Raw genomic sequence first — 15,073 nt, 5'->3', positions numbered from 1 at the left:
CGGGTGCTGCTCGTCCTCGCCCACGTCTTCGCGCGGCTGCCCCGCAGCGTCAGCGAGTCGGCACTGACTCCCTGCGCCGCCGAGTCACCCTGAACAGCGGGCTCAGCTGATCAGCGGGCTCCGGCGCTCGAGCAAGACCACATCGCGCCAGACACCGTTGTGGCGGCCGATGCGCTCACGTGTGCCGATGACCCGGAAGCCGGCGCGTGCGTGGACGGCGAGGCTGGCAGCGTTCTCGGGGAAGATGCCGGACTGGATCGTCCAGATGCCCGCCGCTTCGGTCGAGGCGATCAGCGCCTGGAGCAGAGCGCGGGCGACGCCACGGCCTCGCGCGGCCGGGTCGACGTACACGGAATGCTCGACCACGCCCGCGTAAGCGCATCGATCCGATACCGCGGTCACGGCGATCCAACCAAGGACGTTGCCGCCCTCGTCCGTCGCGGCGAAGCGGTGGTCCGGCAGCTTGGCGTCGTCGAATGCCTCCCAGGTCGGGGCGGTGGTTTCGAAGGTGGCGTTGCCTTCGTCGATCCCGGACTGGTAGATCGCCCGTACTTGCTCCGCGTGCGTCGGCGCCAGCGCCGCAATATTGATCTCAGCAGCCATTGGCCGGTACCTCTTCGCCGAGGATCGCGCGTATGGCGCGGGGGAAGACGGTCAGGCAGGTGTGGTTGACCGTATAGAGGGTGGAGGTGCCCTGCTTCTCGGCGAGCACGAACCGCGCCTCGGCGAGGATCTTGAGGTGGTGCGAGACCGTCGACTGGCCGACCTCGGCCCGCGTGACGATCTCGCCCACGCTCATCGCGCGGTCCTCGCCGGCCAGCAGGTGGAGCAGCCGTACACGGGTGGGATCGGCCAGGGCTTTGAACCAGCCCGCGTACGTGTGGGCGTCTTCTTCACTGAGCGGCAGGCTGGTCTTCATCGTTTATCGACGATAATCGATGAATGTCGCGGGCGCCAGTAGTACGCACCCCACACGCGGCCCTACACCAGATGTCACACACGCACGCTTCCCCGCTCTCGCGGGAGGCGACGGCGGAGAACAGGCGCAGGCGGACGGGACGCCCGAGGGCCTGCATACGCGGACGCCGGTCCCGACTGCCGGCCTCCCATAACGACGGCTTGCAGGTGCTCCACGACAACCCTCCAAGAATTAGATGAATGTCTATGTTGACGCCTGTCGATACAGAGGGCATGCTGATCACGCGAAGCCATCGACAAACTTCGAAACACCAGGGAGTCGTCATGAACGAGCCGGTCACCCCCACCAGCCCAAACCACACCGCGACGGCAGGCTCCTGTTGCGGCCCCTCCCCCGCACAGCCCGCCGCAGACGTGGCCCCCGCCCAGTCCTCACCGTGCTGTGGCACCAGCAAGGGCGCGGAAGCAGCCGGAGCCTGCTGCGACCCGCAGGCCAAGCGCGAAGCCGTCGCGACCGGCGCCGGCGCCGGCGCCGGCTGCTGCTGACCACCAAGCACCGCCCAACCGCCTGCCTGCCTGCCTGCCTGCAAGAAGACCCGGAGACATGCCATGAGCGAGACCACCACCGAGCTGCCCGTCGTCGTCATCGGGGCCGGACCCGTCGGACTCGCGGCCGCAGCCCACCTCGTCGACCGCGGCCTGGAACCCCTCGTCCTGGAAGCCGGCCCGGTTGCCGGGGCCGCCGTGCGCGAGTGGGCCCATGTGCGGCTGTTCTCGCGTTGGGGCGAGGTCGTCGACCCGGCCGCCGAGAAGCTCCTGGCCCCAACCGGGTGGACCAAGCCTGCCGAGGCCACCTACCCCTCCGGTGGAGACTGGGCCGACCTTTACCTCCAGCCGCTGGCCGACGTCCTCGGCGAGCAGGTGCGCTACGACGCCCACGTCACCGGCGTCTCCCGCACCGGCCGCGACCGCGTCGTCGACGCCGACCGCGAGGCCCAGCCCTTCCTCGTCCACTACGAGAGCGCCGACGGCCGCGAGCAGCGGGTCCTGGCCCGCGCGGTCATCGACGCCTCCGGCACCTGGTCCACCCCCAGCCCGGCGGGCGGCAGCGGCCTGCCCGCCGTCGGTGAGAAGGCGTTGACGGATCGCATCACCTACCGCATCCCGGATCTCAAGGACCCGGCCGTCCGCGCCCGTTACGCCGGAAAGCGGACCGCCGTCATCGGCTCCGGCGCCTCCGCCTTCACGGCCCTCGCCTACCTCGCCGACCTCGCCAAGTCTGCCGACGGCACGGGCACGCACGCGACGTGGCTCCTGCGCCGCGGGATCTCCGGCTCCACCTTCGGAGGTGGCGAGGCCGACCAGCTGCCCGCCCGCGGGGCTCTCGGTCTCGCCGCGAAGGCCGCCGTCGACGGCGGGTACGCCGACGCCGTCACCGGCTTCCGCACAGATGCCTTCGAGCGTGACGGCGAGGGCCGCATGGTCCTCGTCGGGGAGGACGGGCGTCGCCTGGAGCCGGTCGACGAGGTCATCGTCCTGACCGGCTTCCGCCCCGACCTCGGCTTCCTGGACGAGCTGCGTCTCGGTCTCGACGAGCGCCTCCAGGCGCCGGTCGAACTGGCGCCGCTGATCGACCCGAACCAGCAGTCCTGCGGCACGGTCTACCCGCACGGCGTGAACGAGCTCTCCCACCCGGAGAAGGACGTCTACCTCGTCGGCATGAAGTCCTACGGGCGCGCCCCGACCTTCCTCGCAATGACCGGTTACGAGCAGGTCCGCTCCATCGCGGCCGCCTTCGCCGGCGACCGCGGAGCGGCCGAACGCGTCGAACTCACCCTCCCCGAGACGGGCGTGTGCGGTGGCGCGGGCCTCTTCGACGAGCCGGAAGCCTCCGAGCAGAACGACGGGGGCGGCTGCTGCGCAGCCCCGGCCACCCTCACCATCGGCGCCGCGCCCGCCGCCTCCGGCGGCTGCTGAGGTGACCGACTTTCAAAGCGGCGGGGCCGCGACCGGGACGGGGGTCCTGTCGCGGCCCCGCGCCGTCCTGCCCGCCCTCTGCCTCACCCAGATCACCAGCTGGGGCATCGTCTACTACGCCTTCCCCGTCCTCAACCCCGCCATCACCGCCGATACCGGCTGGAGCACGGGCGCGACCACCGCAGCCTTCTCCTCAGCCCTCGTCGTCTCCGCCATCGCCGGGATCTACGTGGGCCGCATCCTGGACCACCGCGGGCCCCGCACCGTCATGACGGCAGGCTCTGTCCTGGGCTCCCTGAGCCTGCTGGTGATCGCCGCAGCCCCCAACCTGGCCGTCTTCTTCGCCGGATGGCTGCTGGCCGGAGCGGCGATGGCCGCCATCTTCTACCAGCCCGCCTTCGCCGCCCTCACCCGCTGGTGGGCCCCCGACCACATCCGCGCCCTCACCATCGTCACCCTCGCCGGCGGACTCGCCTCCACCGTCTTCGCACCCCTCACCGCGATCCTCGCCGACCACATGTCGTGGCGCGCCACCTACACAGTCCTCGCCGGCATCCTCGCGGTGCTCACCGTCCCGGCCCACGCCCTCGCCCTCAAAGCCCCCTGGCCGCCCGCCCCTCCGAGCCCGCCGCACCTCACCGGCGGCCACGAGGGGGTGGTGCGGAGCCGGGCGTTCTGGATGCTGGCCGTCACCTTCACCCTCTCGGCGTTCGCGATGTACGCCGTCGTCATCGGCCTCGTCCCCCTGCTCCTCGAACGCGGCTACACCATCACCGAAGCCGCGTGGGCCCTCGGACTCGGAGGCGCGGGCCAGACTCTCGGCCGCACCCTGTACGCGACCCTCTCGCGCCACTTCGGTGTCACCGCCCGCACCGTCACCCTGGTCGCGCTCGGCGCCCTCACCACCGCAGCCCTCGCCACCGTGGCCGGCCCCTACGCCCTACTCATCGTGGTATCCGTCCTTGCCGGGGTGATCCGGGGCAACCTCACCCTCCTCCAGGCCACCGCCGTCACCGACCGCTGGGGCACCACCCACTACGGCCGACTCTCCGGACTCCTCGGCGCACCAGCCCACGCCGCAGCCGCCCTCGCCCCCTTCGCCGGCGCAGTCCTGGCCGGACCCCTCGGCGGCTACCCCGCACTGTTCGCACTGCTCGCCGCGGTGTCGATCACTGCCGCAGTCACGGCCCTCGGGGCCCGTCCCCACAGCGAATAACCCACCTAACCGGCGATACACCACACCTGTTGCAGCGACTACGGGGAAACCGCTGCTGCTACGCGCGCGGCCTCTCCTGGTCGCCGCACGCCGCCGACCCTAACCTCTGCCGCCCCGGGTCTGGCGGTCCAGGAATTCGACCACTCGCCTTTCCGAACGCATGATCCTCTCTCGCTCATCGGAAGGGAGAGAGGCGAGGAGGTCGACCAGTACTCGCTTCCGCGGGACGTACACCATGTTTCCGGAGTAGATCCTGCAACTGGAACACCAGGCGAGTCCGATGCACCGCTCGAACATGGAGGACTCGGGCGGATAGAAGCGGTACTGGTACGAGCGGACGGGCGTTCCGCAGGCGGCGCACACCCATCGATCACCGTCGGGAACCGTGTCCCAGCTCCCGACCTTGCGCCAATGCTGTCGCCCGGCCGGTGCTCTTCAAGTCGTCATACCGAGCATTGTCCCTCACAGGGATCCGCCCGGACCAGCCGCCCGAGGAACCCACCTGCTGAACGGGCCTGTTCCAGCGCGATCGCGCCGGGGAAGGCCCCGGGCTTGCGGAAGAGGGCTTCGAGGTAGTGGTCCAAGACGAGTTGGGAGCGACGGGCGGGGGGGGAGCTGGAGTCCGGTGCCGGCAGACGCCCAGTCGGCGTCGTCCCTGACCGGGCACCAGAAGGCGAGGGAGTCAGTAGTCACGGTAAGGCAGGCCGATGTCCGGTTGCGGTGAAGGCCAGATCCTCCACGACCGCGTCGACTGTGGTGTAGCTCGGTACGGACCAGCTCTTGAACCGGCCGCCGACTGCACTCTCCACCAGCTTGGCCGCTTCCTCGCCCTCGATGCCGGTTGAGGAGAGGTACCAGGTCAGCACTCGCTTGCAGAGCCCGTACCAGCCGTCCTGGGCACACGTGCGGTCCACGGACAAGGTCACCAGTCGGCTCGCAGCTCGCTGCACGTGCCAGCTACGGTCCTCCGCACCCGCGTCGGCCGCCGGCGCGAGCTCGATGAAGCGCTCGGCCAGCTCCTCCAGCCAGTCACGCCACTCCAGGAGCGAGGCCGCGACGGTCGCGGCCGTGGCTTCCGGGCCGTCCAGGAGTGAGTGGAAGTCACAGCACCAGCTCTGGACGACGCCACCATTACCGCCCTCGCCGACCGCCCAGTGCCATCCGCACGCCCACCGTCCGTAGCGGGCCACCAGCAAGTCCGTCACCTGGACGACGAACTCGAACCGATCCGCCGAGTAGGCGCCCTCGGAGGGAACCAGCGCAAGGACTTCGGCAGTGACCTCAGCCGCCTCCTCGCTGCTCCAGGCGAAGGCATGCCGGTCAGGGGCAACCTCCGACCACGTCAGCAGGCGGGGCATCAGGTACGGGTTGCTGGACGTGGTGATCCTCCGATGAATCCGTCCGGTCGGTACGGCCGGCTGATGTTGCCAGGACCCCGCGACGTCTGTCATCTGAATATCCGGGGCGGTCGTTCCCGTCGACATGCCGCGAGTCGACCGCACCTACCGGTCAGCCACGCGCCTGGACAGCGAGCGCAATTGAGCACATTCATCTGGACGCATCGCTCGCCTGAAGGCCCTTCCCGCGCGGTTGCCGTCGAGCGCCCCAGCAGCGTCAGTCGGCCGACCGTGGCCGGGGACCCTCGGCGATCAGAAGCAGGCGTGCGTCGTCGGGGCCGCGGACCCCGCCCTAGAAGGGATCAGCGGCGCGCAGGAGACCTTGCGGAAGGTAGGGAGATTCGACGCGGATGTCCCAGCCCCGTCGGCGGGCGTGGCAGGCCAGAGCGAGGATGTCGAGGTTGCAGGACGCATCCGGATCGTCAGCGCGGTCGGCGACCTGAAAGTAGTCGCGGTGGGCTTCGAGCGCGTCGGCCAAGGCGAGGTTGAAGCTCTCCTCGTCGCCCTCCACGAGTTGCGAGAGCAGCACGGCCGGCGGCATGGCGAAGCCCCAGTCCTTGGCCTTCTCGGCCTGCTGCAGCGCGCGCCGCACGGCCGGTTCGGGATCAGTGCCCTTCAGGTAGGCGTGAAGAGCTTCGCGGTACGCGCTGAAGGCGGAGCCGTCCGGGCGGGCGAAGGCAGGGCCGGTGAGAACCAGCGGGACGAGGTCCTCGCGTACACCGGTGATCAAGGCAAGGGCAGTCGCCTTCTCCCAGTTGTGGGCGCCGGCTTCCTCCTTCCTCTCGGCCGGGTAACGCAGGTTGCGGCCGTCGATGGTCACCTCGGCCTCCGTGCCCGGCTCCGCGAGGGCGATGCGGAAAAGGGCCGCTCCCGTCTGGGAGGCCAGACGAAGGTTCGCGAGCTGTGCGTCAGTGAACCCGCCGCCGGGGCTTCCCGCGCGCCACTTGAAGAGGCGCTCCTGATCGTCCATGACGCTGCCGAGCCGCCAGACGGCGAGGGGTTCCCCGTCTGCGGGGGTGAAGGCCTCCCGGATGCCCTCCTCGTACATGGCCTCGATATGCGGGCCCACCGTCCAGTCGAAGGCCGGCCGCTCCACCACGAGCGGGCCTGCGGCGAGCGCGGCCACCGCGTCCGGCCGCCGGTCCCGGCCGAACCCCGCGACTCGCGGGCCTCGACTCTCGAAGCCGGTGATCAGCGCGTGCGGGAGGTAGTCGGAGCGGACGGCAGGCACCCAGCCAAGGGTCCGGTAGGCGAGCGCGGCGAGGGCGATGGGGACAAGCGGGAGAAGGGTGCTCGGGGAGGCGGAGGGGCTGTGGAGGGTGGTGTGCCTGACCAGGAGGTCGGCCAATGCGGCGTCGAAGGCCGCCCGGTCCTCGGCAGCCAGGGCACGCAGCGCGCTGAGCGCTACGCTGTCCGGCCTGTCCAGGAGGGGCTCGCCCGTCTCCCCTGCGCGGGTACGGATGCGCCCCAGGGCCGCGTCGACCGCCGCGAGCTTGGCCTGGGCGCTCGGTGGGTACTCCTCGTCGTCGCCGGTGTCGTCCAGGACCACGGCCATCAATCCTGTGGCGAGCTCGCCGGCGGGCGTTCCCTGTGCCTGCTCGGCAAACTTCTCCCGGGCGAAGTGGAAGGCCTCGCCGTGCCACTTGGCTTTGTCCCTGAGTACCGACAGGCACAGCGCGTCGATCCACTCCCCGGGCCTGATGCTCTCCTCGGGGGCATCCTCACCCGGGTCGTAGCTCATGCCGAAGTTCACGTACTCCAGGAAGACCTGGAAGCTGCAGTGCGGGTGGTACGCCGCATAAGCGACGGCGCCGGCCGCGGCTTCGGAGGCGTCCTTGAGGGCGGTCTTGGCCTCCGGGGTGTCGAGGTCGGGTTTCTCGACGGAGAGGGCGCCCAGGTAGTCGAGGAACTCGTCGGCGATCGACTGCCACTCGTAGGTGGCCATGCGACCGGCCCGCGACATGGACCGCACCTGGCCCCCGATCCGGTTCGTGAAGTCCTCGCGCGCTGCCGACACGGCCTGCTCGCCCACCTGATGACGCTCTATCCGCACTGCCCTACTCCTTGATCGAATCTCTGCGTACAGCCTAGGCGGGGGATCTGACAGCCCGGCGGCTGTGCGGTTGGCCGGCCGAGCTCGGTGGTTGGCCGCCTCCGCTCGTCTGGGGGAATGCGCCCGTCAGCCTGAAATCTCGTCGGTCTCATCGCGGGGTGTTGCCTACGCTGCTTTCATGCGTGATGCGAAGACCACCGCGACCGACTACGACCGCCTGGTACGGCTCGTGGCGCCGCCTGCCGGACCCGTGGACGCCGTCGGAGACTGGTTCGCGGTGGAGGCGGTGATCGGCACTCCGCTGCCCAGCGACTACAAGCGGCTCGTCGAAACCTACGGCTGGGGAGAGTTCTGCGATTTCCTCTACCTCCGGGCACCGTTCGGAACGAGCAAGCACAACGGCATCAAGTGGCAGAGAGCGCACTTCTCGGAATCTCCCGAACAGGACCGGGAGCGCTACCCGCATCCGCTGCACCCTGCTCCTGGCGGGCTTCTCGTCTGGGGCACCACCGCGAATGCCGACCGTCTGTGCTGGCTCACCAGTGGGTCCCCTGACGACTGGCCTGTCGTGGTGTGGAGCAGCGAGGGCTGGTACGAGACTCATCCCATGCGCGCGGCCGCGTTCATTGAGGGCTGGGCCGGCGGCCAGGTCAAATCCCATCTCCTCATGGACATGGAGAAAGGCCTGGCGCCGTGGTTCAACACCTTCCGCCCCCGTACCCACCGGTGCCTGCTCCTGTCCGATGGCCTCGCGGCCTACCCCGAGCGTCTGCGACGCCTGCGGGAGGCACTGGCTCCCACCACGGACCGGGGCTCGTGGCGCTCCGAGCACGACGAGGACGCACAGGACCACTTCGCGACTGTCCACAGCGACTGGCTGCTCACCTATGACGCGTCCTGCCCGCACCAGGTCCGGATCGACTTCCCGCCCGAAGACAGCGAATCGGTGCGGCAGCGACTCTTCGCCGCTGTTCGGCTCATGGGGTGTGAGGTTCGCGGGATCACAACCGCGGCCGGAACCTCCCTGCCGGCCTGGGACGCGGCCACGGACGAGGACGAGGACGAGTAGGTGGTCCGCAGGGTCGATGCCCTGACTCCAACAGGGCGCCTATGGCCCGCGGCCCAGGGGGAAGCCGGGGCCGTACTCGTTGCTGCCCGTCGGGCCACCGCCGTCCTGAGTAGCGCGGCCGTGCCGGGTCACTCCCAGGGGTCCGGGTCGTCGGGCGTGAAGATGCTGAGGTTGATCCGGACGCAGGGCGCCGGGCGCGAGGATGGGCTCCGCAACGCAGGTCGTGATGCGGCCGGGGCCGTGTACGGCGTGGCGGACCGGGAGTTCGGAGCCGTCCGCGAACGAGAGGGGGACCGCGGCGCCGTCACGGTAGAGCGGGCCGGCCAACGGGTCTGCGAGGACGTCCCGCTCCAGGCCGGCGAGTGCGGCGTTGTCGGGGCGCAGCTCAACAGCCTGCCTGAGGTGGGGCGTGATGGCCGGCGCCCAGAACACCGAGGCGAAGGGCATCGTCGTACCGATCTCGCTGACCGTGGACGTATCCGGCACACCGCGCTCCGGAAACAGCCCTGTGTTCTTCTTCGGTGACGACGCGGCCCAGGGCCCCTCACCGTCCGGTGCGAACGGGAACGGGAACGGGAACGGCGAACAGGCCGGGACCGGCGGCACAACGGCTGCCGCGATGGACGACGACTCACCTATGGGCAAGCCGGCGCTGCTGGTCGGTGCCGGCGCCGGGGTCCTCCTGCTCTGCGGCATCACCTTCTACGCCCTCGGGCGCCGCAGGGCAGTCGGACACCGTCGCTCGGGCAGGTGAGACGACCACGCCAAGCGCTCCGGAGTACGTCTGACCAAGACTCCTGGGCCCGGGCGTCGGACTCCGCACCACGCTCTTCGACCTCCAAACCGCAGCCACCCGGCTCAGCCAGAACTCGTCCTACCCCCAAGACCGTTGAGCGCGTCATTATGTGGGGATGTGTCAGAACCAATCAACTGAAGCACCGACCGTGGTGCGACTCCCCCGGTACACGAAGACGGAGCAGGCCGAAATCCTCGGCGACGGCGATGATCCCTTCGGTGTCGCCGCGACCGGCTTGACCTGGCTGCCCAAGGAAGAGCACTTCGGTATCAGACACGGCGACCGGCTCGTGGCACACGCCGGCCTGCTGCGGCTGCCGGTTGCGATCGGCGACGTCAGGACGGAGGTGGTGGGTGTCGGCGGAGTCGCCGTGGCGCCCGACCGGCAAGGTCAGGGGCTGGCTCGGCTCGTCGTCACAGCGGCACTCGACCACGCGCGCGCGATGGGCCCTGACCACGCACTCCTGTTCTGCCGAGCTCCCCTCGTGCCGCTGTACGAGCGCCTCGGATGGCTCCCGCTCGACGAGGACGTACTCGTTGAACAACCCGAAGCCCGCTTGGTGACCATGCCGCTGCGGACCATGGTGACGCCCCTGCGCGACAACGCGTACTGGCCTTCAAACCCAGTGCGCCTGTTCTCCCTCCCGATGTGACGGGCCCTGCCGCATCGGTCCGGAGAGGGCCGGACCCTACGGGGACACCCTGGGCGCCGGCCTGCGGTTCCACGGGTTTCCCCGCTGCCGACGGCCACCCCGCGCGCAGCCCGTACGCAGCATCGTCCCGCCGGATGGATCCGGCGGGACGGAACAACGGACACCGCTGCGGAAGGCGCCTTGGTCAGAAGGCGCTGCGGGAGACCTTGACGACCTTGCACTCAAGCTTGTCCCCGGGCTTCACGGCCTTCGCGACGTCGTAGGCGAGGGCTCCCGCGCTGTCGTCGGTGTACTTCTGACCCGGCGCGAGGTTCGAGGCCGTCGAAATGAGGTCTGCCTTCTTCTCGCCGTTGAGGAGGACCTCGCCCTCGGCGAAGTAGGTGAACCGGCGGTCTCCGCTGTTCGTGTACTCGATCTTGACGTCGAGTTCCTTGAGGCCGTACTCGCCGTTCTTCACCGCGCAGGAGGCGACGTTCAGGTCCTTGGTGATGTCCGGCTCGCCGGCCTTGGAGGTGTCCCCGGCCTTGGCCGAGCCGGAGGGGCCGACCACGGCGGAGTCGTGGCTCTTGTCCAGTTCCTTGCTGACGTCGTCGGCAGCCTTGCCGACGAGGGCGGTGCAGCCGCCGACCAGGATGAGGCCGAGGAGAGTCGGGATGCCGCAGCCGAGCGCGATCTTCTTCCCGGTACTCATGCCCGGCTTCGCGGGCGGCGGGGGCTGCTGTCCGTAGGGCTGCTGGGGGTAGCCGTAACCGGGCTGCGGGGGCGTGGACACGCGGGCACTCCTGAAAGCGGGGAAGGTAAACGCCGGTCAGCTTAAACAAAATGTCAAAGCATGCCACTTGTTGTACAAGGGGTGAGACAGGCATTCGGCACCTTCCCCCGCTCGCGGCGCGACGCGCGTCCTGTCGCCATCGCCGCCCCCTCGCGAGAGCGCCGTTTATGAGCGCGAAGACCGTCGTGGCGGCGGCGTTAGACGTCACCCCCCTTGGCTGAAACCCGTGCTGGTGAACGGCTTCGGACGGATGTCAGTGGGGCGTGAGAGCCTCCGGGGCATGAGTTACGACCTGACTGTCTGGGAAGGCGAAAGGCCGGCGGATGACAAGACTGCCGGCCGGGTCTTCACCGATCTGTACGACCGCTACATCGACGCCGAGGTGGTGGAGCCTCCGTCGGAGCGCATAGCGGCCTACGTCACCAAGCTTCTTGAGCGGTGGTGCGATATCACCGAGGACGAGGAGGACGCCTCGCCCTGGTCGACCGGCCCGTTGATCGGCGAGGCCAGTGGTCCTCTGATCTACTTCCCGATGCGCTGGAGCATGGCCGAGGAGGCATCGGCCTACGCGGCAGCCGTGGCGGAGTCCGTGGGGCTGGTCTGTTTCGACGTGCAACAGGATCGGCTCAGGCCTTGAGCAGGGTCGCCAACCCGCGGTAGACGATCAGGGACGCGGCTATGCCGACGAAGGCACGGAAGTGTTCGTTGCGGTGGTGGAGGTGTCGGCAGTCGGCCAGCCGGGAGACGGTTCTCGCGACTACCCAGCGATGGCGGCCCAGCCGTTGTGAGGACTCGACGCCCTTGCGGGCGAAGCGGTGGGGGATTCCACGATGGCAGAGCCATCGGCGCAGGTGGTCGTATTCGTATCCCTTGTTGGTGTGCAATTTCGTCGGCTGTCGCCTGCGGAGGCCGCGGCGGGACCGCCTTGATCGGCGGGTCGACGGCGCCGGCCGCCGACCCCCGGCGCGATCAACGTGGCCCGTACGCCTCCGTCGTCATCGGTGACGTCGAAAAATGGGATTCGGCCGCCCGAACCAGGACTCGCCGACGCGAGGTGGCGGTCCCGCCGCCCGTGGGAGGACACACTGTGGAGGGCGGTCATCGGACCGCTCCACACCTCCCCCGAAGGCTCAACCGGTGCCGGAGTGCGGCCGGCACGGGAACCCACCCTCGATCGGTCCCTCACATGCGCGAAGTCAACCTCACTCCTTCGAAGAGACTCGCGGCCGGAAGTCTCCTCTGGGTGTCCCTGATCCAGATCTTCGTCGTGAACTACGCGGTCGTCCTTCCTCGTGCGTCGAGCCAGAACCTGGTCAGCAAGATCATCTCGGCACTTGGAATCACGCGCTGCGGACTCGTCGGGGGGATCCGCTTCTGCTCGCCCTTGCACGAGGCCGCCAACACCGCCTGGATCGTCGGCGGGGTGTGTCTGGCCTTGGGTGCGCTGCTCAATGTGCCGATGCTTGCGCCGGATCGGCTGCGGAACCTGGCGTTCGGCGCGTTGGCAGTCAGTGGAGTGGGACTCATGTCCACCGGCATCAATCCTTACAATCTGCGTCCCGCGCTGCATCTGCTGTCCGCCGGCACCTGCTTCATCAGCGGTGCCACGGGCGTGTTGCTGCTGGGTTGGATCCTGCGGCAGGCGAATCGCCCCTTCTGGGGAACGCTCGGCATCGCGTGCGGTGTTACGTCCCTCGTCTTCACCACGCTGACGGCGCTCAGGCCGGACCCCGGGGTCCAAGGGTTGTTTGAGCGGACGTCCGCCTGGCCCAGTGTCGTGTGGGTCATGGGAAGCGGCGCGTACATCGTCCTCACCCTGTGGCGGGCGTCCCGCAGCGGCGTTGATAACCACCGAGCTCGCCGCGGCCCAGGGGTTCGCCGCGCCCGACGCTAGGCGGCGTGCTCGGAAAGCCCATGTACCCGGGACCGCATGATCCACGACTGCGAACGCCGGGCGATGCGTGGCCGGGGACGGCAACGGGGCCTGGCCAGGGCCGGAGCTGAGGCTCCCGATACCGGTGGGATCCGGTACCGGTGGCGCGGTCGTCGTACCGAACGCGCCGGTAACGGGGCGTGATCCGCCAGGATTTGATAGGTGTGGAGCAATTGCCGTGCTGTCGTCGACACGGGGCCGCCCAGGCCCGGAAGAGGGGGTTCTGATGGGGTGGCTCCCCACGACATCGCAGCGCTGCCGGGTATGCGCGGCGGACGAGGACAGTGGCGAGGCGCGCACCGTGACGATCGTCGGGGGCCATCTGTCGGTCACCTGGCATCTCGTACGTTGTCCTCACTACCGGGCCGACCGGATCCTCGTCGACCGCGAAAGCTGAGGAGGCGCCCGCATGATGGCGGCGGACGGTGGAGTGGGCCGGCTCGACCGAGGCCAGGACGATCCCGGTCCTGGTCGGGTGGGCAGGCCGGTCCCCAGCCGGCGCTGAGGCGCTTCCGCACGACCAGCTGCACCGGCAGGCCGAGGGTGAGGGATCGGTAGGACGGCAGTGGCCAGTGCGGGGTTTCCGGACACGAGGAGCAGCGGCACCGCCAAGGCGCGCTGCCGGCGACCGGGGTGTGTATCCGTTGGACCGGCAGGCTGCCGACCTTTCCCCATGCCCACGCCGGACGCCGCGGGGCATCGCACCGAGGGCCAGGGCGCTCCGCCACGCCAACTGGAAGCCCAGCCTCTACGCGCACCTCTCGAAAGGGATGGAGGGCAGGGCCATTGGCAGGCCCTGCTCCACACACCGTCTCATCGGGCGGAAGGGGGATGCATCGGGCGACACCGCTCCGACGAGCCGAGGCCCCGGACGCCCGCCTGTCGGTTCCACGATTCCGGGTGTGCGGCATGTGAAATGGCGCTACGTAGCGGCTTCGGCGTCCTTGGCGTCAATCTTCCGGGCGATTCCGCGAGGATGCTCCCGCATGGACAAGCGCCCAAACGCCACTACCTGACGACCTTCCACCCGAGCGCGAAAAGTGACCTCTGATCATGCCTTTTCCAGAGCCGGAACCTACTCCACCCGCACGGGTGGGAACGGGAAGTGACTTCGCCCAGCTGTCCAGAAGGATCCAGGCCGCCGGCCTGATGTGCCGACGCCCTGCGTATTACACACTGCGCATCGCCATCGTGACGGCCCTCTACTTCCTGGGCTGGGCGGCGTTCGTGCTGATCGGCGACAGCTGGTGGACGCTACTCGACGCCGCCTTCCTCGCCTTCGTGTTCGGGCAGGTCGCCCTTCTGGCCCACGACATCGCGCACCGGCAGGTGTTTCGGCTGCGTAGGGCCAGCGAGGTGTCCGGGCGTCTGTCCGGGAACCTCTGCATCGGCATCGGCTACAGCTGGTGGCGGGACAAGCACACCCGCCACCACACCAATCCCAACCACGAGGACCTCGACCCCGATATCGCTCCGGACTTCCTCGTCTGGACACAGGATCAGGCACGAGCCGCGAAGGGTCTGCCTCGGCGACTGGCCCGCTTCCAGGCTTTCCTGTTCTTCCCGCTGCTCACACTGGAAGGGTTCAATCTCCATGTGGCAGGGATCCGGTTCCTGGCGGACAAGTCCCTCAGGAACCGAATGTGGGAGGGAACCCTCCTCTTCGCGCACATCTTCGCCTATGTGGGCGCCCTGTTCCTGGTGCTTCCGCCCGACAAGGCGATCGCGTTCCTGGTGGTCCACAAATGCCTTTTCGGTATCTACCTCGGCTCCATTTTCGCCCCCAACCACAAGGGCATGCCGACCCTACGCGGCAAGGACCGTCCCGACTTCCTACGTCGCCAGGTGCTGACCTCTCGCGACGTGCGGGGTGGCTGGGTCACCGACATCGTTCTCGGCGGCTTGAACTACCAGATCGAGCACCACCTGTTCCCGAGCATGCCCAGCCCGCACCTCCGCAAGGCCCAGGCCATCGTCCGCAGCCACTGCCAGGAGCTCGGAATCAGCTATCTGGAGACCAGCCTGATCGACTCCTACCGGCAGACCCTCGCCAGCCTCCACCACGCGGGTGCCCCGATCCGCGATGCCCGCACCACCTAGTGCTGTGCCGCGTTAGTTCGTGGAGGCGTGCAGGTGAACCTCCGTGCGTCCGCTACGTCGGCTGAACGTGACGGTGCCGACGCAGACACCGTCCGCGCGGCCTGGATCTGCGAGCTGTGTGTCCAGGTCGTAGACACGATAAGGTCCGCTCGATAGTTCGAAGCCTTCCGGTCTGCCGGAAGGCTTCTCG

General features: G+C 69.0%; 14 protein-coding genes and 2 pseudogenes. 9 read left to right on the top strand and 7 right to left on the bottom strand.

Annotated features, from left to right (window positions below; translation table 11 throughout):
* Positions 1-102 precede the first annotated feature (102 nt).
* From OG625_RS36990 to OG625_RS41490, 3 genes and pseudogenes are all read right to left on the bottom strand, one after another.
* Positions 103-603: a GNAT family N-acetyltransferase gene (locus OG625_RS36990; RefSeq protein WP_329389722.1), complete on the bottom strand. Its 501-nt coding sequence runs from the start codon at positions 601-603 to the stop codon at positions 103-105.
* Entirely contained in the window at positions 593-919 is a 327-nt protein-coding gene (locus tag OG625_RS36985; protein WP_329389720.1) for an ArsR/SmtB family transcription factor, read from the bottom strand. Before OG625_RS36985 ends, OG625_RS36990 begins: the two co-directional genes overlap by 11 nt.
* A 70-nt stretch (positions 920-989) precedes the next feature.
* Positions 990-1,193, bottom strand: a pseudogene (locus OG625_RS41490) (hypothetical protein); the annotation flags it as partial.
* A 49-nt stretch (positions 1,194-1,242) separates the two neighbouring features.
* Here OG625_RS41490 and OG625_RS36975 point away from each other — a divergent pair.
* The 3 genes from OG625_RS36975 (at position 1,243) to OG625_RS36965 (ending at position 4,111) form a co-directional block, all read left to right on the top strand.
* Positions 1,243-1,464: a hypothetical protein gene (locus OG625_RS36975; RefSeq protein WP_329389718.1), complete on the top strand. Its 222-nt coding sequence runs from the start codon at positions 1,243-1,245 to the stop codon at positions 1,462-1,464.
* A gap of 63 nt (positions 1,465-1,527) precedes the next feature.
* Positions 1,528-2,895, top strand: coding sequence for an NAD(P)-binding domain-containing protein (locus OG625_RS36970; RefSeq protein WP_329389716.1), 1,368 nt, complete (start codon positions 1,528-1,530; stop codon positions 2,893-2,895).
* A gap of 1 nt (position 2,896) precedes the next feature.
* Entirely contained in the window at positions 2,897-4,111 is a 1,215-nt protein-coding gene (locus tag OG625_RS36965; protein WP_329389715.1) for an MFS transporter, read from the top strand.
* Positions 4,112-4,800: 689 nt separating this feature from the next.
* Here the strand turns inward: OG625_RS36965 and OG625_RS36960 are convergent.
* Both OG625_RS36960 and OG625_RS36955 read right to left on the bottom strand, forming a co-directional pair.
* On the bottom strand, positions 4,801-5,562 hold the full coding sequence (locus OG625_RS36960) for a hypothetical protein (RefSeq protein WP_329389713.1): 762 nt from the start codon (positions 5,560-5,562) through the stop codon (positions 4,801-4,803).
* Positions 5,563-5,800: 238 nt separating this feature from the next.
* A complete protein-coding gene (locus OG625_RS36955) occupies positions 5,801-7,540 on the bottom strand; it encodes an immunity 49 family protein (RefSeq protein WP_329391262.1) in 1,740 nt (579 codons plus the stop codon).
* Between the two features lie 199 nt (positions 7,541-7,739).
* On the opposite strand from OG625_RS36955, the gene OG625_RS36950 reads away from it, so the two are divergent.
* From OG625_RS36950 to OG625_RS36940, 3 genes are all read left to right on the top strand, one after another.
* On the top strand, positions 7,740-8,630 hold the full coding sequence (locus OG625_RS36950) for an SMI1/KNR4 family protein (RefSeq protein ID WP_329389711.1): 891 nt from the start codon (positions 7,740-7,742) through the stop codon (positions 8,628-8,630).
* 412 nt (positions 8,631-9,042) lie between these two features.
* A complete protein-coding gene (locus OG625_RS36945; protein WP_329389710.1) occupies positions 9,043-9,384 on the top strand; it encodes a hypothetical protein in 342 nt (113 codons plus the stop codon).
* 157 nt (positions 9,385-9,541) lie between these two features.
* A complete protein-coding gene (locus OG625_RS36940) occupies positions 9,542-10,078 on the top strand; it encodes a GNAT family N-acetyltransferase (RefSeq protein WP_329389708.1) in 537 nt (178 codons plus the stop codon).
* Between the two features lie 184 nt (positions 10,079-10,262).
* Here OG625_RS36940 and OG625_RS36935 read toward each other — a convergent pair whose 3' ends face one another.
* The gene (locus OG625_RS36935) at positions 10,263-10,850 is read right to left on the bottom strand and encodes a hypothetical protein (RefSeq protein WP_329389706.1); all 588 of its coding nucleotides are present in this window, start codon (positions 10,848-10,850) and stop codon (positions 10,263-10,265) included.
* Between the two features lie 280 nt (positions 10,851-11,130).
* Here OG625_RS36935 and OG625_RS36930 point away from each other — a divergent pair, with 280 nt between their 5' ends.
* Positions 11,131-11,487, top strand: a complete 357-nt coding sequence (locus OG625_RS36930; RefSeq protein ID WP_329389704.1) for a hypothetical protein — start codon at positions 11,131-11,133, stop codon at positions 11,485-11,487.
* Here OG625_RS36930 and OG625_RS36925 read toward each other — a convergent pair.
* Positions 11,477-11,773 (bottom strand): annotated as a pseudogene (locus OG625_RS36925) (IS5/IS1182 family transposase); the annotation flags it as partial. The gene OG625_RS36930 and the pseudogene OG625_RS36925 sit on opposite strands and share 11 nt — an antisense overlap.
* Positions 11,774-12,093: 320 nt before the next feature.
* Here OG625_RS36925 and OG625_RS36920 point away from each other — a divergent pair.
* On the top strand, positions 12,094-12,744 hold the full coding sequence (locus OG625_RS36920) for a DUF998 domain-containing protein (protein ID WP_329389701.1): 651 nt from the start codon (positions 12,094-12,096) through the stop codon (positions 12,742-12,744).
* Between the two features lie 1,092 nt (positions 12,745-13,836).
* The gene (locus tag OG625_RS36915; RefSeq protein ID WP_329389699.1) at positions 13,837-14,883 is read left to right on the top strand and encodes a fatty acid desaturase family protein; all 1,047 of its coding nucleotides are present in this window, start codon (positions 13,837-13,839) and stop codon (positions 14,881-14,883) included.
* Positions 14,884-15,073 lie beyond the last annotated feature (190 nt).

The organism is Streptomyces sp. NBC_01351, assembly GCF_036237315.1.
Taxonomy (GTDB): Bacteria; Actinomycetota; Actinomycetes; order Streptomycetales; family Streptomycetaceae; genus Streptomyces.
The sequence above is the reverse complement of the archived record's forward strand: the minus strand, read 5'-3'. Positions and strand labels throughout refer to the sequence as shown.